This window comes from Leptospiraceae bacterium (genome assembly GCA_024233835.1).
Lineage (GTDB): Bacteria > Spirochaetota > Leptospiria > Leptospirales > Leptospiraceae > JACKPC01.
The window spans coordinates 92,935-115,562 of record JACKPC010000003.1; the positions used below are offsets into that span (position 1 = coordinate 92,935).

Genomic DNA, 22,628 nt, shown 5'->3' on the forward strand with positions numbered 1-22,628 from the left:
TCTGTTTTCTAAACCTTCTTTCGTTCAACTACATTCGCAGTTTTCCTATACCACATTTATTTTTCTGAGCAGTTATAAATTTCTTATTAAGTTTTTTAGCAGGATAATTTTTAATGAATTCTCACTGATAGGTTTGGTTAAAAAATCAGTCATCCCTACATCGAGGCATTTAGCTTTTTCCTCGTTAGTAGCACTGGCTGTAAGAGCAATAATTGGTATCTGAGCATTTGAATCTTCTAAATCTCGAATGGAACGAGAAGCTTGATAACCATCTACTCCTGGCATTTGTATATCCATGAAAATACAATCGGGTTTAAACTGTTTATAATATTCAATAGCTTTAAGTCCATCTTCTGCTTCTATAAATTTAGAATTTGGAAGAAGTTCTTCCAGCATAGCTCTGGTCAAAAGCATATTAAAGGGTGTATCATCTACAATTAGTATAGTATAGGAATTTTTACTCAGGGATGAATCATCTTGTTTATTCGTTCTTTCTAAGGCTTCAGAGATATTTTGAACCTGATTACTTGCTTTTTTATAATATCTTTGAATACTAAAATAAAATGTGCTGCCTTCACCTATTGCACTTTCAAGAAAAAGTTTTCCACCCATTTTTTCTACCAGCATTTTAGAAATACTTAAACCGAGTCCGGTTCCACCAAAATTCCTCGATATGGAAGAATCAGCCTGAGAAAAAGCCTGGAAAATCTTTTCCTTTTTCTCTTCTGAAATACCAATTCCGGTATCTCTAACCGAAAAGGTGAAGGAAGCCAGGTTCGATTCTTCATTTACAGAATTTATGCTGAGTTTAAGTTCAATTTCCCCTTTTCGGGTAAATTTTACTGCATTGCCCAGTAGGTTTATTAAAACTTGCTTTAAGCGTACTGAATCTAATTTCATTATAAAAGATTCTTCATTTGGAACATTCAGAATCACTTTAATACCTTTTCGCTCCGCTTCTAATTTAACAATATCTATACAATCCTGTAAAAGTTCAAGAATATTAGAATCTACTTCATATAACTCTAACTTACTGGCTTCTATTTTGGAAAAATCTAAAATATCATTTATGATGCCTAAAAGAGAAATGGCTGAAATATTAACATTTTGTATATATTTTTTTTGCAATATATCCAAATTTGTTTTCAATAACAGCTCCGTAAATCCGATAACGCTATTTAAGGGAGTTCGGATTTCATGACTCATATTCGCAAGAAACTCAGATTTTGCTCTGCTGGCTTTCTCTGCGATTTCCTTAGCCTTGAAGAGTTCAAGGTTAATTTCCTTCCGTTCTGTTATGTCAACCGCAATACCTGTATGCCGAATAACATTACCCTGCTTATCTTTAACGGGAAAAGTTCTGGACCAGATCCATTTTATCTCTCCGTTAGGCTTTCGAATCCGATACTCTATATCAAATTTACCTCCATCGAGATACTTATCGAATTCTGCGAATACTATTTCTTTATCATCCCGATGAACAGATTCTAAAAAGGAAGCCGGATTTTCATAGAGACTTTTACAGCTATACCCCCAAATTTTTTCATAAGATGGGCTGATATAAAGCATTTTTCGATTGTCTGCACTTCGAAGCCATACTACTTCTTCCATGTTCTCTGTAATCTGACGAAATTGCTCTTCACTGGCTCTTATTTTTTCTTCCTGGGCTTTTCTTTCTGTAATGTCCCGGCAAAAGCCCACAAAAAGTCCTCTTTCCACGTTAATGAAAGAAGCAGTAACTTCCACGGGAAATAGACTTCCATCTTTTCTTTTATGAACACTTTCAAAGGTATCAGAGCCCTGACTGATGATTTTATTTATATGATTTACAACATCCTGTATATTCTCTATGGCTTCCAGATCGGAAATAAAAAGAGAAGTAATTTCTTCCTGCGTGTAGCCGGTCATCTTTAAATAGGCAGGATTGGCATAGAGAATTTTCCCATACTTATTTGTCTTAAAAACTCCATCCAGAGTGTTTTTTAAAATGGTTCTAAGGATATAATAATCCTTGATAAGAGACTTCTCTTCTTCATAAATTTCTCTTGCTCCGATATAAATCCAATTATGCTGTAATTGTATTCTCCATTCGACACAATGGTAAAATTCCTCTTTATGTAGAAAATAACTCTTAAATATAGAGGCTTTTTTTTGAAAAGTTAACTCATCTAACTCCGTTTTTACCAGTTCTTTATCAAATGGATGGATTAAATCAATAAATCTTCTATTTTTAAGATCTTCAAGAGAATAGCCAAATAAATACTGCCATCGATTATTAGCTAGGAGAAATTTCCCCGAAGTATCACAAACACAAAGAGGGTTCTCATTCTCAAAAAAGAAGCTTTCAATAATATCAGACATGCCTTTCGCTTCTTGGTAATTGAGCGATTTCCTTCTGTCAAGAGAAAATTAAAAAAGAACCCTGTTTTGGAGAAGCAAACGAGCCATCGGTGGCTCGCTTACGTTTAAAGAAAAACTCTCAGCTTTTTTGAGGGAATATGAAAGAAACCCTGTTTGGTATACATAAAGTAAACAGGGCTAGTGTTGCTTAAGAGTTACTACAGGCGGGCCTTACCCCTAAAAGGTATAATATATTTGTCATAATACAAAAGCCGGTTAAGGCGAAAACAATCAAGTTCACCCCCACCAATAAATTTAAAATAAACCAATAAGGGCTATGAAAATATCCAAGACCCACTCCGACTAAACTAAAAACCCCGGCTAATAACCTGATTAATCTATCTAAGTGCCAGGTGCCTGTGTTGGCTAAATACATGTTTGTCCTCCTATATAGGATACCCTGTATAGTATCCTATATCTGTCAAGATTTTTTACAGGTTTTTAAGAATTTTGCTTTATTATTTTCTTTTCTGAATGGAAAATATATACAATACCTAAAATCCCAAAAATAATCAGGCCCATAGAGATAAGTTGTGCATAGGTGAAATTAAAAAATACCACATTTCTGTCGCCCCTAAAAATTTCGATTACCAGACGATTTAGTCCGTACAATACCCAAAAAATAAAGAATAACTTTCTTTTGGCCAGAGTAATTTTTTCTAATTTAAAAATGATAAAAAACGCAAGAAACATTATGAAACTTTCATACAACTGGGTCGGATGAACCGGTGGATAGATAACCGGAAAGGGAAATAAGCCTTTGCTTTTTAGTACAGTTAGATAATCCCCGCTTACATTGGGGGGATAAAATCGGGTTAGCTCGGCGAGGTTACTGATTCCTTCTGCTCGTAAATGGGATAAACTTTTAGGAAGCGGAATGTCGGCAAGGTTTAAGTATTGCCGAAAGTGCTGGGATAAAAAAGCTAAGGGATCGGGTAATAGTGCATACTGACGGTGTAATAACTTCCATTCACTGGTCCAATCGATACTATCTTCCGAAAAAACGACTCCTAAAAAAGAATTCGTAGGTGTTCCATAGGCATCACCATTTAAGAAACAGCTAATACGACTGATTGCCAGACAAATAGCAATCGGACTCATTAAAGAATCACACCAGTGAAAAAAATCTTTTCCGGTCCTTTTGCAGTACAGATAGCCTCCGAGACCGGTTCCAATGGTGCCACCCAGAATGGCAAAACCTCCGGAAGGTTTAAAAATAATAAGAGGGTCTTGCAAGAATAATTGGGTATCCCAGAATAAAAAATGAAACAGCCTGGCAAATATAAAACCCAGTAGTATAGAATAGGAATAAGCGGATATAAACCAATCCTCCGAATAACCATTTTTTAAAGAATTATATCTCTGGTAAAAAAAACCAATCACAAGAGTCAGTAAAGCCCAGTGACCTTCATAACCATAAAATTTTATAAATTTCCATTCAATATTTACGGGATACATCGAAATCCTTTATTACTATATTTTAAAAAGGGAAAGCTGTTTGTCCAGGTTTTCTACCATAGAACTAAGACTATCAATGGAGGAAACAATTTCATCTATGCTTTCTGCATTTTCAAAGACCTTAGCACTCATTTGATCCAAATCAAGATGAATCTGGTTTAATATTTTTTCCTGCTGCTCTGATTTAGATTTAAACAGGGAAGTATGTTCTTTAAGTTTATTTATCTCTTCCTTTACTATACCGCTCAGATGTTGGTTTTTATCCACATATTTATCGGTGGAACTGGCCATTTTTTTAATAGAAGAAATATATTCCAAAATTGATGAAATCCGGCTGGTTACTTCTTGAACCATGGTAAGCCCTTCTTTTACCTGGACATCATTTTTTTCCAAAAGTTCTCGAATCATCCTTGTGTTCTTACCGGTTTTTTCTGCTAATTTGTTGATTTCATCGGCGACTACCGCAAAACCATCTCCGTGTTCTCCGGCCCTGGCAGACTCAATAGAAGCATTCAAAGACAGAAGATTGATTTGATTTGAAACATTTTGAATGAGTCGTATAACTTTTAAAATTTCGGAGGAACCTTTCTCCATCACCTGCATACCGGGTAGCATAAGCCCCATATCCGAACGGGCTTTTTCTCCTTCCTCGTTTACCCTATCTATAGTTTTAAATATGTCTCGAATATTACTAGCGGTATTTCCCATTAGTTCTGAAAAATCTTCATAGGTATTGCTGAGGTTTTGTATGGTATTATGCTGACTGTTACCTGTTTCATGCATCAAATGACTGCTGTCTAAAAGGTTTTTTAGCTCATGATTCACTTGTGATACATACTCTAATTCCACTTTGAAATCTTCATTCAGGACAAGAGTAGAAGAAGAAAGAGAATTAAAGGATTTGAGAAGTTTAGAATTTAAGTTTTTAACTTCAGAAATAATATCTCGAAGCTTCTTTAGGAATACATTAAATTCTCCTGTAAGTTTTCCCAATTCATCTTTAAATTCTCCTCCTATTTCCTGGGTAAGATCGGCATCTCCTTTTGCAATATTCTGTAAAGAATTGCTAACTTTTAAAATGGGCAATTGGATTCTTCCGGCAATGATATATACCGGAATGAAGGAAAAAACAAGAACTAATATGGTAGCGAATAAAAAATATAGAATAATGTTTCGAAGTTCAATAAGATTTTCAGATTCATCGACTAATAAAATGAGTTTTCCTATTTCCTTACCCTGAAAATCCTTGAGTGGTATAGGTTTTATAAAAGAATTATCTAACTTTGTATGAGATTTTTCTAAATCTTCTATATTTATTTTTTTTATTTCGGGAGGAAGTTTGTTATTGGAAGAAGCATGGTAATAATAGGGGCCTATTTTATAGCTCAATGAATCCGGATCCAGTCCGCGTGCAATTTTCTTATCCAGGAGTTGAGTAGCTTCTTCTGTTAGTATGGTAACAGCAACATCTTTCTCATCTAACAAACTGGCAATATTATTCATAGGAAAAAAACATTCTACATCACCTATATATTTTTTTTGGGAAAAAATAGGAACCAGTGCCCGAATAACAGGTCCCGCCCTGCCCACTTCAATTGTAGTGATGGGTTTCTGTATCTTTTCAATTTCAGCAATAGAATGACGAAATGTGGAGAGGTCATCTCCCCCCATTTTTTTTGGATCATCCACCCAGAGTCGAAGAAAACTTTTTACCGGTGGTTTATGGTAGTGAATGCTGGCCTTAGAAATATTCAAATTTTTTAAAAAATTATTATAATAAGGAAGTGTTAACTCTTTGAGTTCCCTTCTGGCACGATTCTCATCTTTCATCGCATAAATTTTATCCAGTCCCTCAATAGAAGCCATCGCACTGGCAACCCAGAGAGCTTTTTCACGGGTACTGTCTAAATAAATTTCAAGACTTTTTGAATTCTTTTCAACATTCCGCACTGTCCTTTCCATAGAAGATTTTATGACAAGATAGCTCAGAGTGAGAAGGCCCAAGAGAATAACCGGAAAGATAAATAAAAATACATTTTGTATAATTCTTTTTTTCAAGACATGTTTCCCAGATTAAAATTTATATCTATTTATAAGCGGGCTTGTAAAGTAAGAATTTTTAACCCGGATAAAATAAAAGCTTGGCAACGAAATATTACTACCAGATTGTCTTTATGATGCCAACTGAAAAAAAAAACGTCTGAGTAAAGAACTTCGACTTTTTAATATCTATGCTATTGCTACCGGCGCAACCTTAAGTTCCGGTTTTTTTCTTCTTCCCGGCCTTGCTTCTAAGATGTCGGGGCCTTCCATGATCCTGAGCTACCTGATTGCAGCTCTGCCCCTTATTCCCGGTATCTTCAGTATTGTAGAATTAGCTACCGCTATGCCCAGAGCCGGAGGGCTTTATTATTTTTTAGACAGGAGTCTCGGGCCTATGGTAGGAACCATAGGAGGAATCGGAGTCTGGTTTGTTGTCATTCTTAAAACAGTTTTTGCCCTGGTTGGTATTGGTGCTTATATGAAGATTCTTATACCGGGCGTCCCTATCACTCCTCTGGCCTGTGCGTTTGCCTTTGTATTTATGCTAATCAATATTCTCGGAGCCAAAAAAAGCGGAACGATTCAGGCTATACTGGTTATGGGAGTGCTGGGAATCCTCTTCTGGTTTGCCGGTGTGGGATTACAGGCCGTAGATTACTCCCATTTTTCCAATTTTTTCTCGAAAGGTGTACAATCTATATTTAGTACAGCAGGCTTTCTCTGTGTTAGTTATGTGGGACTTACACAAATTGCCAGCGTAGCAGAAGAAGTCGAAAATCCGGAGAGAAACCTGCCTCTCGGAATTTTTTTGGCCCTGGGAACGGCAATTCTGGTTTATGGAATTGGTTCTTTTGTGATGGTAGGGGTGGTTCCACCGGAAACTCTCCGGGGGAGCTTGACCCCGGCAGCCGATACAGCCCTGATTTTGGGAGGAAGAATCGGCCTGATTACGATTACTATTGCGGCAGTTTTCGCTTTTTCCTCCGTAGCCAATGCCGGGATATTGGCGGCTTCTCGTTACCCTCTCGCTCTCGGAAGAGACAGGCTTCTTCCCGATTTTCTACAAAAAGTCGGGAAAACGGGTGCTCCTGTCTATTCTATACTTCTAACCGTTTTTTTTATTTTTCTTTTTCTTCTTTTACTGGAACCTACGAAAATCGCCAAACTGGCCAGTGCCTTTCAGCTATTAATGTTTGCGATTACCTGTCTGGCTGTCATTGTCATGCGAGAAAGCGGGATTGAATCCTATGACCCCGGGTATCGTTCTCCTTTTTACCCCTGGCTACACATACTTGGCTTTTTTGCTCCTCTCTGGTTTATTTTTGAGCTGGGTTTGCTTTCGATGGCATTTACTATCGGTCTTGTGGCCCTGGGAATTCTCTGGTATTTTTATTATGCCCGTAAAAGGGTTTCCCGAGGAGGAGCCATCTTCCATTATTTTGCAAAGCTCGGAGAGCTAAAATTTGAAGGGCTGGATAGAGAACTCAGACAAATTTTACGAGAGAAAGGGCTTCGGGCCAATGATCCATTCGACAATCTGGTAGCCAGGGCCAGGGTTCTCGATATTAAGGATGATTCCGGTTTTGAACAAATCGTGAAACTCTGTTCGGAAATATTATCCAAGAAAATTCCTCTCGAAGCTTCGAAAATTGAAGAAATGTATTTACAGGGTACCCGGATTGGGGCCACGCCGGTTTCTCATGGAGCTGCCCTGCCTCATATTCGTCTGGAAGATATCGATGAACCCGAACTCGTAATTGTGCGAACACCGGGAATTAAAATCGAATTGGCCAGGGAATTTTGGGGAGAAAGTATGCCGGAAGACCCGATTCAGGCACTTTTCTTCCTGGTAGGTTCCAAAAAACTACCAAGACAACATCTGAGAATTCTTGCACAGATCGCCGAAAGAATTGATGGAGAGAGTTTCCTGGAAGAATGGAAAACAGCAAAAACAGAACAGGATATAAAAGAAATCCTACTTCATGAAGAAAGATTCTTTTCCTTACAACTACGTAAAAATAATAAGAGTAGTTTTCTTATCGGTCAAAAGCTTAAGGATCTACGCTGGCCGGATGGCACTCTCATTGCCCTGATTTATCGAGAGGGAGAAGTAATTATACCGAGAGGAGATACCCTTTTATTTGAAAAAGATCGGGTAACAATTATTGGGGAACCGATAGGGATCCGAAAGATAAAAAAAGATTATAGTGAAAGTGGTTTTTAACTAATGGATATTTTTGGCATTGTAAATATTACAGATGATTCTTTTTCCGATGGTGGAAAGTATTTACAAATAGAAGAAGCACAAAAAAAAGCTCTTGAGTTATACAATGAAGGAGCTGATGTAATTGATCTGGGAGCCCAGTCTTCTAATGTTGATGCAAACTGGATAGAACCTGAAATAGAATGGAAAAGATTACGACCCATGATTACTTTTTTACAAGAAAAGTCTATTCGAGTATCTGTAGACACTTTTAAACCAGCAGTTATACGTTCTTCCATTGAGGCCGGAGTGAGTTTTATAAACAATATAAATGCCTTTCAAGATGAGGAAAGTCTTGCTATCTTACAGGAATATAAGAACCAGCTTCCGGAGCTTATCCTGATGTATTCCCATTCGAATCTGTTTAAAGCCAGGAAAAAAAGCTATTTATCTCCCGAAACAATTATGGATACAATTCTATCTTTTTTCGAGAAGAGGTTTGAAACTCTCTTGCGGGCAAATATTCCCCTTCGAAAATGTATTATCGATCCCGGTATGGGCTTCTTTTTAGGAGAAGATCCGGAACTCAGTTTTACCGTCTTACGCAATATACACCGATTTAAAGAAGCATTTGGAAGGGTGATGGTCTCCGTTTCTCGGAAATCTTTTTTAGGAACTATATTGGGTGGACTAGCTCCTCTCGAAAGAAAGAATGCCAGTCTGGCTACTGAACTCTATCTTTATGAGAAAAAGGTTGATTATATTCGTACCCATGAGGTAAAACCATTATGGGAAGGAATGAAAGTTTTGCAGTATATTAGAGGAAAATCAAATGGATAATTCTTTTAGCCTGAGTGATCTGTTACAAAGCCCTTTTGGTAAATTCATTCTTCATATATATAACCGTGTAAATATTACAGGTAAGGAAAATGTTCCGGAAGGTGCTGCTATTTTAGCTCCGAATCACCCCAGTCTTCTGGATCCGGCTATGCTTTTACTGGCCACGGAAAATACTTTTGGAAAAGTTATCCGTTTTGTGGCCTGGGCCGGGATGCTGGACAAACCCGTTTATTCAGATATTTTGAAATTTGCCAATACCATACCTTTAAATCCCCCCGGGGCAACGGCTTCTGAAGAAACAAAGAAAAAATATCCGCTCAGCAAAACCAATCGTATGATATTAGAGGAATTGAAGCAGGGAGGATTTGTGGGGATTTTCCCGGAGGGTCGAAACCATTTACTCTGGGATGCCGATAAACTATACCCTTTACAATCAGGTGCATTAACCTGGTCTGCTTTATCCGGTGTACCTATAATTCCGGTGGGAATTAAAAATACACAACAGGCCTGGCCGCTTCTGGCAAATATAGAGCTTCAAAAACTAAACTTTCAGGCCTGGATACCTTTCCCTGCCATATTGCCTTTCCAGATAGAGATTAACTATGGAAAGCCCATGTATGTTAGTAAAGAAGAATTAAAAGACAAAAAGCTTCTGGAATTAAAAACAGAAGAGCTGGCGAATTCTTTGAGAGAATTAGCCGGCTTAAAAGAAGGTTATGCTTCATATTGAATATAAGGAAATTTACGTATGATGAAATTACTCAGCTTCTTAGTTTGTATCTTATTATATACTCCGGTACTCTTTTCCGGAGATCTTGCGTTTTTCCCCGTTCATGTAAATGGGGATCTTCCGGCAGAATGGAAAAATGAAGAAAAACTTGATTATAAGCTGTCTTCTCTCTTTTCTTTTTATGCCAGGGATAATTTTGTTATAGAAGTAGCTGATGTTTCCAAGCTTCAGCAATGGATGGAAGCCGGAAAGGTTCTGAGAGGAAAAAAGCTTGAAAGATCTACTATCTCAGGAATATGTCAGGGCCTGGATGTCTCGTATGTAGTCTGGTCAGAGCTGGATTTCGTGAAGAGACCGTATCTTGTAACCGAATTATATAATTGCAGTGGTACTGTAATAAACAGGAAGGAGGGTTTTTTATACGGGGAAATTTATTCAGATCTGGAAGATAGTTTAAAAACTTTGCTTCAGATGTTTCCGCCCCGCTTAAAAAAAGAGCTTTCTTCTGAATCGAAAGAAAGTAAGAAAGAACTAATATTTGCTCTGGATCTTTCCGGTTCTTTTATGCGGGAAATTCAGGCGATTCGTCCGTATATTCGCAAAGTCATTCGAAATCAAAATATTCCGGTGGGCTTATTACTATTCGGACCAGCAGGTACTACCTATATTTCTCCCACTTATGAAACGAAAAAGATTGAAGAAGCCTTAAAAGCCATTCGGTATGGTGGAGAAGTCACAGCAAACCATATTATTAATGGTCTCCATAAACTCAGGGGCAGTGCAGCCGGCCTGGAAGGAGAAGTAATTTTACTTACGGATGTAAAACTTAAATCTTCCGAAATTTATAACCTACAATCCGGAATTTTATCGGTAAAGCAACTTGGATATTCCATAAAAATTGTTTCCAATTCCAGCGGGAATAATCAGTCTTTGAGAGCTTTAAAGCGAGCAGCCGGAGCAAGCGGTACACCCTTACAGGCTATTACCTCTTTTAAAAAGGTGGGAACAAATAAGGGCTATCGAATGATATTCTTAAAAGACAATCAAATTTATTTCAATAAACGCTCCGGGGTAAATCCGGGAATTATAGACACAAATAATTTGGAAAGTATAGAAGAATCCAGGATCTACGCCTATGCGGACTATCCCCATCCGAATAATATGGTAGCTATCTATTCTAAAGTTACAGGAGAAAAGATTCTCGAGGTTGGAAATCTGCAATCAGATGTCAGCTTCTTATTAGAAAACTTAACCCGCTCTTTATTTGGTAGTGATCTTCAATCCTGGAAAAAGGTTCTGATAAAAACCGGTCATTATTCATCCTGGATATATCTTGGTTCCATTCAACCGTCTCTTGTCGGAAAACTCGTTACATTTAAAACCACCTTTCAGGTAGATAAAACCAGTTCTTCCGGCTACACAAATGTTCCTTCAGACACCCATCTTCATTCCGGAGAAATTCCGGAACTTCTTCTTTTAAAGCCTTCGGAGATCCGGTCTTATCTAAAAACCCATTCAGGTAAGAAGCTGTCCTGTTTTATCAAAGGAACTGTTTTAGAAATTCGTTAAGCTTTTTTGTGAAAAAAAAGATAACTATCATTACCTTATTTTTTGTGAGTATAATCTGTATTCGCACTTTCTTTTTCCGGATCTATATAGTGGAAGGAAATTCGATGGCTCCCTCTTTACAGGATGGCTCTATTATCCTTGTCTCTTTATTTGCTTATCCATTTCGAATACCGGGATTGAAAACAGAGTTTCAGCTTTTCTCAAAGTGGCAACCGAAACGATTGAGTATTGTTCTATTCGAAGATCCCAAACAAGAAATGCTGATTAAGCGACTTGTGGGTTTACCGGGGGATGAATACGAGTTTAAAAATGATAAAGTTTATATTCAATCCAAAGCTCTATCAGAAGGATATCTGGAAGAGGGAGTTCGAACCGTTCCTCCTTCTGATTCTGCCTCTATACTACCCGCTCATCCTTTTCGGGTAATTTTTAGAGAAGGACAAATTCCCAAAGATTATTTTCTTGTTCTCGGAGATAATCGTTCTAATACAACAGATTCAAGAAAAATTGGGTTGATACCCAAAATTAAATTAAGAGGTGAACTACTATTTTTGCTGATAAAGTAAACCCGAAACCTACTCCTCTGGATTCTTACAGAGAAAGGATGCTATTTTTACTCCTTTTATTATTATTGTTATTTGTGGTTTTGCTCGGAAGAGTTACCTTTCTTTCTTTTTTTAATGGTAACATCCATAAATACAAAGAAATTAAGCGGATTCAGAGAGGGATTATTTATGATAGACGGGGCATGGAACTTGCCATATCCCAGGATGCCTCTACTATAGGAATAAACCCGGAAGAAGTCAGAGACCCTGCCTTCACAGCCAGTGTTTTATCTCCACTTTTAGATATTCCGGCAGAGAAAATTGAGCGAATGGTTCGAGATAAATCTAATTACTTTTTGCTGAAACGCGAAATTGATAACAAGTTAGCAAGAAGGATTATGCAAATGGGTTTACCCGGTGTGAGAAGAGAAAAAGAATTCCACCGGGTTTATCCGAATGGAACCCTCGCTTCCAACCTTATAGGTTTTACCGGTCTGGATGATAACAAAGCCCTTTCCGGTCTGGAATACACATATAACCAGGAACTCTTAACGGTTTCGGAAGGTTATAAATACCAGGCCAATGATCTTTATTTAACAATTGATAGCTTGATTCAGTACCGTTTAGAAACTTCTCTGGGAAGGGCCTTCAAGGAAACCAAGTCTAAAAAAGCAATCGGGGTATTTTTGGATGTTAATAACGGTCATGTACTGGCCATGGCAAGTTTTCCAAATTTTGATCCAAACCGTTATTATGAGTATCCTCCCTCTTCTACCACGAACTGGGCGATTCGCCATATCTATGAACCGGGTTCTACCATGAAAATTTTTATGGCAATGATCCTCTTAAACGAAGGAAAAATGGATCACAATGAAAAGTTTTATTGCCCGGGTTACGTTGAATTTGGAGACAGACTGGTTCGATGTGGTGGTATACACGGTCTTGTAGATCTGGAAGAAATTTTACAGTATTCCTGTAACGTTGGAATCATAAAAGCTATTCAAAAAGTTCCCGATGCCAAAATATACCAGTATTTAAAGAAATATAAATTTGGTGAAAGGATTGGTATTTCAAATAATGAAACCAAAGGCTATTTCCCGGAATTGAAAGAATGGACACCCAGTACCGCATATTTCATGGCCATCGGACAGGGAATATCTGTTACTCCTATTCAACTTGTGACTTCTGCCGCGGCTGTAGTTAATGGAGGTAATATCCATACACCCTTATTAGTATCTCATATTACAAGTAAGAGTGGAGATGTGGTAACAAAATTAAAACCCGACACGATTTCTATTGGAATTAAACCCAACACAACCAAACAGATGTTAAAGGCCCTAAAGAAAGTAGTTCAAAAAGGAACGGGGAAAAATGCCTACTTACAGGATTATGCCATTGCCGGAAAAACCGGAACCGGCCAAAAAGCAAAACCTGGCAAGGGCTATGCAGCGGGACTCTTTAGTGCCTCATTCCTTGGTTTTTTCCCGGCCGATGACCCGAAGATAGTAGGTCTGATTTTATTCGATGAGCCGGGAGGAGATGTACATTCCGGAGGTGGAATTGCCGCACCGGTATTTAAGGAGGTGGTGGAAAATATCATTCCGATTATAAAATCCGGGGATTCTATGAATTCCTTCACCTTACAAAAACCCGCAAACAAGACCTATTCACACAATTCAAATAAGGTTCCAAATTTCCAGAGCATGACTGTCAAAGAAAGTTTGGAATTAGTTAAACAATATCCTGTCACTTATCGTATATTCGGTTCAGGTTACTGCTACAGACAGGAACCACCTGCGGGAAGTTCCGTACAAAAAGATATACAGTGGAACCTGTATTTTGAAACGGGGAATAAAAAATAGGAAGATTTTAAAAAAAAGAGGTTTACAGTTTTTATAGACCGTGTAAATTAAGTGTACATCCTTTATGTGACATAATATGAAAGACCGAAAGTATGATGCAAGTTACGATTACGCGAGTTCGAGGACGTTTCTCGGTCGGGTAATAGCCGATAAAACAGGAGGGAACGCAAATTCTCTTCTCGGTTTTGTAATTTATAAGGTTAAGATTTTTTTAGCCTGGAAAGGTTTTATACGCTCCATTGAGGATTCTTCTGATAATGCCAAGATGATAAAAGCTCATCATTGTCGGAATCTCGGACATAGCCTCGAACAGGATTCCGAGATAAAAAGCAGAAGGGATATATTGCGAAAGACAGATCATTATATACAAACTTATGACGAGTAAACCGAGCCCCCATAAAAATTTCTTACATTCTATACAATCGAATCTCGAAGCCTATGTGGTATTAAGTGCGGAACCACTTTCACCACCTTCCGATTCGGAAGTGTCCCGGTTTTTATCTTTAGATCCCGGCTCAGAAGACTTTGAACATTTTCTTTGTGATTCCGGTTTTATGAATTTTATAGCCGGGATGGAAATGCTTTCTCCTGCAAAAAGCGAGTTACCACTTTTAGAATCAGATGTGCTAACCGTTCGTTTCACCCCCTCTTTTTTGCCCAAAGCGACGATTCTCGACAGGATTCAAAGTCTCGCGAACGGTTATGTTTGTTTATTTTATGGGGATCCATTTCATATATATTCCTATTTACAGAAAAATTTGATTAACGGAGGCCTTGAAAAAATAGATAAAATCCGCAGGGTGATCTATAATTTTTCCGGCTACCTCGTCTATGAAAAAGAACTACAAAAAAGCGTAGCCATACAGGCCTAACTTCCTTTTAATTTACTTGCATTTATATATGTCCTTATTATCCTAGTACGGGATGAAAAAAAGAAGTATTGTAAAATATTTATTTTTCTTTTTTTTCTCTATTTTTTTATTCCCTTTCGACATTGCTGCTATTTCTTCGGAATATGAAGAATGCGAGTATACCTCAGGTAATAAATCTCGTGCTATAATCCAATCGAAATCTAATCTGGAAAAAGACACGCTTACCGGCGGAAGTTTCAATTTTTTTTATCTACCTTTCGAATACAACTTTAACAAGATTGAATATTCGGATTTAAAAATAGCTCAAACTGAATCGCTTAGCTATTCGACAAAGAAGAAATTACATTATTTTATTTTATATTCCGTATTTTTAGTTTATTCATAGATACACGCTTTACTTTATTTTTCTAAAATTATAGATAAACTGTTTTACAAAAGATATATAAATATACTAATTAAGGATTAAATTATGTTTTATCATATTATCATTTTTCTTTCATTACTTTTCACTTCAATGATATTCGCTGAAGAGGGAAATGTTAAAGGGGCGGCTCCTACAGCTCCTACTCCCGAAACAAAGCTATACGGTTTTATTTTCTTTTACGGAAATTATGCAGATAAAGCAGTAATGTCTTTCGGAAAAGAAAATTTTAACGGGGTTACGGCTGTAAAAAGGCAGGTAAATGCCAGCGATTCTAATTCGCGCTGGGGCTTTTCTCCTTATGCCACAAGAATCGGATTTGAGCATAGCCTTGATAAAAAAATGAAAGGCGTTGCCGAAATAGATTTTATTGATTTTGACCAGAGTCAGGGAAATGTGAGTGTTCGCCCTCGTTTGCGTCAGTTATTTTTAAGCTATAAACCTGCTGATCAATTTGAAATTTTTGCAGGTCAAATGTGGGATATATTTGCTCCTTTAAAGCCTCACACATTTAATTTGATCGGTAAGTTATTCCAACAGGGCGATCTGGGCTGGCAGAGAGAGCAGTTAGGTTTTAAATATTCTCCTTTTCAAAGCTTAGAATTAAGTCTGGCACTCGGGGTAACCGGAAAAAATACAAACTCTTATCCGGTTATTGATGTGGAATTTAACTCTACACCTACCCTGGGAACTCAAGTGAAATTTACCCCAATCGCTAATATGGATTTTTATGCTTCTTTTCTTGTCACTAATCTAAAATACAGACAAAGTGGTATCGATAGTACTCGGGATAATACATACCTTGATTACAATCTAAATACTCTATATAATGTAAACATGTTGCCCTATAACAGTGCTCCTCAATCAGCTGCTTCGGGAGGTGCCGCTCTCGGTATGGACCTGAATTTTTTAGATAAGAGATTAAACCTAAGAACTGAAATGAACTATGGTAGAAACACAGCTAACCTGAACTCACTGGGTTTGAGCAAAATACAAAGTTCGACCTTTAAAGAGTACTATTCTTCCAGTCGCTATGGTTTTATAACTTCTAATGGAAGTTTTGCTAAAGATTTAATGAGTTCTAATACATTAAATTTTTATTCTATAGAGGAGGAAGGGGGCTGGTTTAGCGTTAATTATAAAATTACGGAGAGTTTTTCTTCTGGTTTTTATGTATCCGGTGCAAAAATATTGAATACGGAACATTTACAGGCAGCGGATTACAACTCTCTATACTATAGTCAGAAATTCGGCACAAATTTGGATTTCAAAAAAGCAGGAGCTATCAGGGAAAATGATACGGTTGCTCTTTTCCTATCCTATAGTCCAGAAAGTAGGATTACGTTTTTCTTGCAGGGGGATTATATGAAAACCTATTATAAAGACCCGGATCGATATAGAGGCTTAAGAGCTTACATAGACTCTTATGACCTGGATACCAATACCTGGAAATTTCGGACTCCAATTCCTTTCGCACAAAAATCTTCTGCTGTCGCAGTGGCAAGGCTTCTACATTACGGCGTAAGTTATAGTTTTTAAGTATATTGTAAAAATCAGGGAGACATTCCCCTGACTGTCGGTAATTGTGCTAAAAAAATCATAAACCGGCAGTCAGTAAGAATTTGAGCGGATATGGTATATTCTTAGAATTTTTGCTTATCCCTGAAATTCTAGATACACTCGGGTGCCTTGATTGCTTTCTATATAAAAGCTTCCATTTAGTTGTTTCATTAGCATTCCGATGAGCTTCATACCGAATCCTTTATGGCTATCAGTTATTGAAAAACCCTTGCCATCATCTATTACTGTGATGAAAACCTGCTTTTCTTTTTTTTGGGCTGAAATGCTTAAAGTTCCTTTCTTTGTCTCGGTAAAAGCATATTTCAATGAATTAGTGATAATCTCATTTATCACAATTCCCAAAGAAAACAACTTTTTCGCCTGAACGATAATTTCTTCGAAGTCAGTATGAATACTGAGCTCTATTGAGTGACTTACAGTACTTGTGATTTCATATATTAGAGGTTTTAAATAGTCCTGTAAGGACATATCAGTAAAATTTGAACTGTGGAATAATTTATCGTATAAAGATGCCATACTATGGATTCTTCTGGCTGCATCCTGTAAAATTTCATAAGTCTTCGGATTATCGGATATGTTCGCATGGATCGATAAAAGACTGTGAATTGCCATCATATTATTTTTGACTCTGTGGTGGACTTCCTTTAAAATAATTTCTTTTTCTTCTAACAGTCTGCTTATCTCTAACTCAGCCATTTTTCTTTCTGTTATATCGGTTATAAAACCCTCTATAGAAAGCAAATCTCCTTCAGAAGAAAATATGGGGAGACCTTTTTCTAAGACCCACTTTTCTCTTTCACTCGAATCGATGATTCTATAGGTTAAAGTGAAATGCTTTCTGTTTCTTACAGCTTTTTGTACTTCATTAAATACATATTCCGTATCTTCCGGATGAATTACATCATTATAAGATAGGGTTTTGTTTTCTACGAAGTCTTCTGCTGAATAACCGGATAGTTCTTTTATCCCCTCACTCATAAACTCCATAGTCCATTTTTTATCGTTTTTACAACGATACGCTAAACCCTGCAAATTCGAGATAAGTGTAGATAGAGTCCTTTGTACATTTTGTATATTTTCCTCAGCTAACTTTTTCTCTGTTATATCTTGAACAATAGCTATGTGCTTATCCGGTTTCTGTCCGAGTCTCCAGAGAGGAGTTACACTTAAGTTTACCCAGCGAATTCCACCATCTTTATGGAAATAACGTTTATCCATGCAAAATTCCCGTATCTCATTGCTTTTAAGCTGTTTCATAAACTGTAGATCAATTTCAAGATCCTGCGGATGGGTTATTTTAAGAAAATCTAATTCAAGCATTTCTTCAACTGAATATCCGACAATGTCAGCATATTTTTTATTAACGTTTAAAAACCTACCTGTGTCAGTATCAATTTCTGCAACACCAACTATAGCCTGTTCAAAAATAGCTGTAAAAAATTTTTCACTCTCTTTCAAACTTATTTCTGAAAGTTTCTTTTCAGTTATATCGATGCGAATTCCCACCAGGCGGGTCGCATAACCAGTAGAATCCCTATCTATAATATAGCCAAATACATTGTGCCATCTATAAGTGCCATTTCTATGTAACATCCTCGCTTCGTATTGATAGCTTTCTTCCTTTCCTATAAGAGCTTCTTTAATAACTTTTTTCGCTAATTGCCTGTCTTCCGGGTGGATTCTCTGGTTCCAAATGTCTTTATCGGATGCTTCAACTTCCGCTTTGTAGCCAAGCATACTGTAAAAAGATGGAGAAGCATACCATTTATCATGAACAATGTCCCAATCCCAGACCCCAATATTTGTACATTCTAATGTAAGTTGAAGTCTTTCTTCACTTCTCTTTAAGGCTTCTTCGGCATAGTATTTATCCGTAATATCTGAAAAAACAAGAATTACTCCCTGTATATTTCCATTTTTATCTTTTATGGGAGCTGCACTGTCGGATATTAAATACTCCCTATTATCTTTACTTAAAAGAGCAGTATGTTCCGAGATTCGAACAATTTTTTTTTCTTTTAATACAACTTCTACCGGATTTTCAATCGGAAGTCTGGTTTTGAGATTAATAGCTCTAAAAATATTTATGAGAGATTGACCTCTGGCTTCATTAAAGGTCCAAGCAGTCATTTTCTCTGCGATTCCATTCATACGGATTATTTTCCCGTTTATGTCAGTTGCAATAACAGCATCACCAATAGACTGCAATGTGGTGGAGAGAGATTCTTCGCTCTCCTGAGTCTTTTTATGGGCTTCATATAATTCAAAAGCCATTTCAATCGAGGATTGTAATACAAAGTTCCCTGAATTTTTTATGACATAGCCGTATCGTGTGATTCCTCTTACACGTTCGACCATTTCCTTTTCAGAATGCGAAGTATGAAATACTATAGGCAGAGACTTTAATTTTAAAATTTGTTTTGCTGCTTCGGTTCCGTCAATTCCATCGCCCAGATCGATATCCATTATCACCAAATCAATCTCATGGTTTTGCTTGATACAAAATACTGCTTCTTCGCCGCTACCGGCAGTCACAATACTATAACCAAACTTACTGATAACCTTGGATTGAACTTTAGATATAATAATATCATCTTCTACCAGAAGAATCAGTTTAGACTTTTCATTATTCATCGATTAGCCTTCTGATTGCTATATTCAATTTTCATTAGACTTAAATCGTCAGTAAGCCTTCCCCTGTTTTTGATGGTATTATATATTTCTTTAAGATCTCCCTTACCTTCCTCCACCCTTGTTAAAAAATCATTATGATCGTAATTGATTTCAGAGGCTTCATCTCCTATCAGTATATCATCTCTTCCGTCACTTCCCACAATAATTATATCATTTTCTTGTAATTGAAATTCTTGAATTTCAGGAATCAGCTTCGCAAAAAAATGACCTAATTTTGCTTGAGAAGATTCGTTTTCCATAAAACTTGCGATTCCATCTCTGTATAAAACCGCCCTGGGATGCTCTATATTAATGAAATGCACTTCTCCTGTTCTCTCATTTACAATTCCCATCACAAAGGATAATAGCATAGTCCCTTCAAAGGATAAAAAAAGCTTTTGAAGTTCCATATAAACTTTTCGAATCCATATTTCAGGATTAAACTCAGAACTGCGTTTTGCTTCTTCAATATGAGTTTTTACCGCTACTCCAAAAACCAGAGCCCCCCCGGCACCCTGCAAAGACTTCCCCATAGCATCGGCATTTGCAAAAATGCAATAACGATTTTTACTGGAGAAGATTTCATCGGCAATACAAATATCTCCTCCTATCTCATGAAACTTATGATTAAAAAAGATACTCTTAAATTGTTTTTGAAATTTAGTAACTCTTACAATAGAACTTTTACAGTTAATAGAAGAGAAGGGTCGAAGAAGAAGTGAACTTAAATAGTAGTCTGCATCCTGCTTCACCTTTAAAGACTTCATATGTATAAAACTTTTTTCAAGTCTTCTCGTTCTATTCTTTACCTTTATTTCAAGATTTTGGGTTAGATCCTTGATGGTATTGGTCATATGATTAAAGGAATTAGCGAGATACCCAATTTCATCTCTCATGAAAACAGGAACTTCTACTTCAAAATTACGACGATTAATTTCCTGCATTCCGGCCAGAAGATACCTCATAGGTCTGGTGATGGTTCGATAGAAAAATACCGGAAGTAATAACAAAGATAGTATAGTTAAAGCAAATAATAGCATAAGATATTGAATAAAAACATCATGTAATTCTTTACGATATTCTAAATAATTTTTTTTATAATAGCAAGTTTTATTTTCATTCCTTTCAAATATTTCATAAAAAAATTTCTTCTGTGGAAATGTTGAATAAGTGATCCTAAAGTATGGACTATTTAGTTTAAGTTTTGTATTTAGCTTCTCTTCACAATAATAGTATACATTTTGAATAGATGTTTTTTTTTGCAGAATTTTAAACTCAGAATAAAGCCTGTTTTGATATGATTCTTTTAGACCATTACCCGTAAGGATAGCAGAAACAGAAACGAAAAGAAAAAATAAAGAAAGAGAAGCAGCCGAAGCTTTAGATAAAAAGCTGGAGAACAATCTTGAGTTATTGAAATATACAATTACAATAGAAAAAGAGATGATGATAGAACCACTGGTAAGTACAAAAACATGGGATGTATTCGAAAACAAACCCATTCCATTAAACAAAGCTGAGGCAGAAAGAAACAGTTGAGCTATAACCAGTATATTAAAGAGATGTAAAGTTCTGGCAACTCGTCCTTTTAAAAGTTGAGCTTTTCTTACAATGAGTACGAGAACAAAAGCATATTGCAGAAGAAGAAATATAGAAAATAATTCTTCTGTCCCTTTTTGAGAATATCTGGTATAATATAGCTCCCAATCCGGTGAAAACTCAATCTTCCCATTTAAAGCAGTATAAATAGAATAAAATAATAAAACAATATTTATGAAACCGGCAAGATAAAAGAAAATCTTTCTTTCTTTCGGATAAGTATCTTTGAAGAAGTGATAAACAAACAGAGTAAAAAAGAAAGGAGCAAAATTTATTTGGTCACTGATGAGGGACATGTAGGGTTCCAACTCAGGTTTTAAAAAATAATAAGGAAGCATCCAACTAAAGGACCATAATTGGAGAATTGTAAAATAGAAAAAGAGATACCTCGACTCGATATTCTTGAGTCGGAATTTAACCAAAAGATAAATTGCGAAAATAAAACAGGTCAAAAAAACTGTTGTGAATAGAATAGCATTTGGATGTATGTAAAAAAATCCGTTCTCCCCCATTGTGAACTATTGAAACTTATGTAAAAATTTTTTTAATAAAACAACAGCATAACAACTGATACCCAGACCCTTTCCTATATCATCCATTTTTTCTGTTGTTGTGGCTTTTAAAGAAATGTGGTCTTTGGATAAATTTAGTAGATGAGCAAGGGCGTTTCGAATGTCATTTTTATGCGGTGACAACCTGGGAATCTGTGCAATTACAGTTATATCAATATTTTCTAACTCATAATGCTTATCTTTCATTATAGAAAGAGCATGTTTTAAAATAATACTTGAATCCAGATTTTTATTCGCCGGATCTGTATCCGGAAAATGTTCTCCGATATCCCCCATAGCGAGTGCCCCCAAAATTGCATCGGCAAGAGCATGGAGAATGATATCAGCATCAGAATGTCCAACAAGGGCATACTCAGACTCGATGATATAAGCACCCAAAATAAGAGGTCTATTTTCGTTTAACTCTAATCTATGAAAATCTATCCCATTTCCAATTCTATACATATAGTCTTCTCCAACTATAAAACTTTAGAGTTTTAGCTAATTACATCTCCGGACTCAGTTAAAGAGCTTTGTTTTAAGATGGATTTCTCGATTTCTTCTATTTGTTGTATTGCTTCTGCTTCCTTTTTAGCAAAACTTAAAATTCCGTCCTGATGACCTTTCATAAGCAATATTCCACTTGAATTCTGAATTGCTTTATTTTTAATGATAAGCTTGATTTGTTCCAGTAGTTCTACTGTACCGTAGGTTTCCACTGTGGATGGGTAAGGATTCATTTCGGTATAAGAAACAAGTCTTGGTTCTGTTATATGAACCACGCATTGTATATTTCTATCCAGACTGTACAGCAAAGCATGGATCAAGGCTTCACTTCCGGGTTTTGTTTCTCCTTTCGAAATAAGAGAAAAAGCCTCCAGATTAAAAGACTCTACAAGACAAATATGCTTTTCTGTAAAATTAAAAACTTCTCCGGTTTGTTTTCCACTGATTAAAAATGAATTCGACTTTCCGCTTCTGATACTGATGCTGCCGGATGCTTTACCATCTTCACGTTTCGCCAGGTATCCTTTTTTAAAAACTGAATTTCGTAAGTTAATAAGATTTCTCGCCTGCTTCCCGAGAGAAAGGTTTTGTCTTCTGTGGCTATAGGAAAATTTTACAACGCCTTCATCCATTTTTAATACCTCAATACTACAGTTTTTTTTATATGAATAATTTGTAAAAGAATTAAAAATTTTAACCACGGGAAACTCTTCAATTCTTTTTAAACAAAAACTCGTTTAAAAAAAACATTTACCGCTTCGAAAAATTCTTGCT

General features: G+C 36.5%; 17 protein-coding genes. 9 read left to right on the plus strand and 8 right to left on the minus strand.

The annotated features are described in order from the left end of the window. Nucleotides 1-72: 72 nt before the first annotated feature. The 4 genes from H7A25_14930 to H7A25_14945 form a co-directional block, all read right to left on the minus strand. Entirely contained in the window at nt 73-2,361 is a 2,289-nt protein-coding gene (locus H7A25_14930) for a PAS domain S-box protein (protein MCP5501195.1), read from the minus strand. Nucleotides 2,362-2,548: 187 nt separating this feature from the next. Next, a complete protein-coding gene (locus H7A25_14935) occupies nt 2,549-2,776 on the minus strand; it encodes a DUF2892 domain-containing protein (protein MCP5501196.1) in 228 nt (75 codons plus the stop codon). Between the two features lie 65 nt (nt 2,777-2,841). Next, nucleotides 2,842-3,858, minus strand: coding sequence for a prolipoprotein diacylglyceryl transferase (locus H7A25_14940; GenBank protein ID MCP5501197.1), 1,017 nt, complete (start codon nt 3,856-3,858; stop codon nt 2,842-2,844). Between the two features lie 15 nt (nt 3,859-3,873). Further along, nucleotides 3,874-5,916 (minus strand): methyl-accepting chemotaxis protein, encoded by a 2,043-nt coding sequence (locus H7A25_14945; protein ID MCP5501198.1) that lies wholly within the window; start codon nt 5,914-5,916, stop codon nt 3,874-3,876. A gap of 142 nt (nt 5,917-6,058) precedes the next feature. On the opposite strand from H7A25_14945, the gene H7A25_14950 reads away from it, so the two are divergent. The 9 genes from H7A25_14950 to H7A25_14990 all read left to right on the plus strand — a co-directional run bounded on the left by H7A25_14950 (nt 6,059) and on the right by H7A25_14990 (nt 16,482). Continuing rightward, nucleotides 6,059-8,125, plus strand: a complete 2,067-nt coding sequence (locus tag H7A25_14950) for an amino acid permease (protein ID MCP5501199.1) — start codon at nt 6,059-6,061, stop codon at nt 8,123-8,125. A 3-nt stretch (nt 8,126-8,128) separates the two neighbouring features. Then, nucleotides 8,129-8,944: a dihydropteroate synthase gene (gene folP, locus H7A25_14955; protein MCP5501200.1), complete on the plus strand. Its 816-nt coding sequence runs from the start codon at nt 8,129-8,131 to the stop codon at nt 8,942-8,944. After that, nucleotides 8,937-9,674: a 1-acyl-sn-glycerol-3-phosphate acyltransferase gene (locus tag H7A25_14960; GenBank protein MCP5501201.1), complete on the plus strand. Its 738-nt coding sequence runs from the start codon at nt 8,937-8,939 to the stop codon at nt 9,672-9,674. Before folP ends, H7A25_14960 begins: the two co-directional genes overlap by 8 nt. Before the next feature lie 18 nt (nt 9,675-9,692). After that, on the plus strand, nt 9,693-11,243 hold the full coding sequence (locus H7A25_14965; GenBank protein ID MCP5501202.1) for a VWA domain-containing protein: 1,551 nt from the start codon (nt 9,693-9,695) through the stop codon (nt 11,241-11,243). An 8-nt stretch (nt 11,244-11,251) separates the two neighbouring features. After that, nucleotides 11,252-11,809, plus strand: a complete 558-nt coding sequence (gene lepB / locus H7A25_14970; protein ID MCP5501203.1) for a signal peptidase I — start codon at nt 11,252-11,254, stop codon at nt 11,807-11,809. Between the two features lie 17 nt (nt 11,810-11,826). Then, nucleotides 11,827-13,650 carry a penicillin-binding protein gene (locus tag H7A25_14975; GenBank protein ID MCP5501204.1) on the plus strand — a complete coding sequence of 608 codons (1,824 nt, stop codon included), beginning with the start codon at nt 11,827-11,829 and terminating at the stop codon, nt 13,648-13,650. Nucleotides 13,651-13,726: 76 nt separating this feature from the next. Then, nucleotides 13,727-14,035 carry a hypothetical protein gene (locus H7A25_14980; GenBank protein MCP5501205.1) on the plus strand — a complete coding sequence of 103 codons (309 nt, stop codon included), beginning with the start codon at nt 13,727-13,729 and terminating at the stop codon, nt 14,033-14,035. Beyond that, a complete protein-coding gene (locus H7A25_14985; protein MCP5501206.1) occupies nt 14,025-14,522 on the plus strand; it encodes a hypothetical protein in 498 nt (165 codons plus the stop codon). The genes H7A25_14980 and H7A25_14985 overlap by 11 nt, the downstream gene beginning before the upstream one ends. A 469-nt stretch (nt 14,523-14,991) precedes the next feature. Beyond that, nucleotides 14,992-16,482 (plus strand): hypothetical protein, encoded by a 1,491-nt coding sequence (locus H7A25_14990; protein ID MCP5501207.1) that lies wholly within the window; start codon nt 14,992-14,994, stop codon nt 16,480-16,482. Nucleotides 16,483-16,599: 117 nt separating this feature from the next. Here H7A25_14990 and H7A25_14995 read toward each other — a convergent pair whose 3' ends face one another. The 4 genes from H7A25_14995 to H7A25_15010 form a co-directional block, all read right to left on the minus strand. Then, nucleotides 16,600-19,158 carry a PAS domain S-box protein gene (locus H7A25_14995; GenBank protein MCP5501208.1) on the minus strand — a complete coding sequence of 853 codons (2,559 nt, stop codon included), beginning with the start codon at nt 19,156-19,158 and terminating at the stop codon, nt 16,600-16,602. Continuing rightward, nucleotides 19,155-21,092 (minus strand): SpoIIE family protein phosphatase, encoded by a 1,938-nt coding sequence (locus H7A25_15000; protein MCP5501209.1) that lies wholly within the window; start codon nt 21,090-21,092, stop codon nt 19,155-19,157. Before H7A25_15000 ends, H7A25_14995 begins: the two co-directional genes overlap by 4 nt. 222 nt (nt 21,093-21,314) lie before the next feature. Then, the gene (locus H7A25_15005) at nt 21,315-21,812 is read right to left on the minus strand and encodes a 2-C-methyl-D-erythritol 2,4-cyclodiphosphate synthase (protein MCP5501210.1); all 498 of its coding nucleotides are present in this window, start codon (nt 21,810-21,812) and stop codon (nt 21,315-21,317) included. Between the two features lie 32 nt (nt 21,813-21,844). Continuing rightward, on the minus strand, nt 21,845-22,486 hold the full coding sequence (locus H7A25_15010; protein MCP5501211.1) for a class II aldolase/adducin family protein: 642 nt from the start codon (nt 22,484-22,486) through the stop codon (nt 21,845-21,847). Nucleotides 22,487-22,628 lie beyond the last annotated feature (142 nt).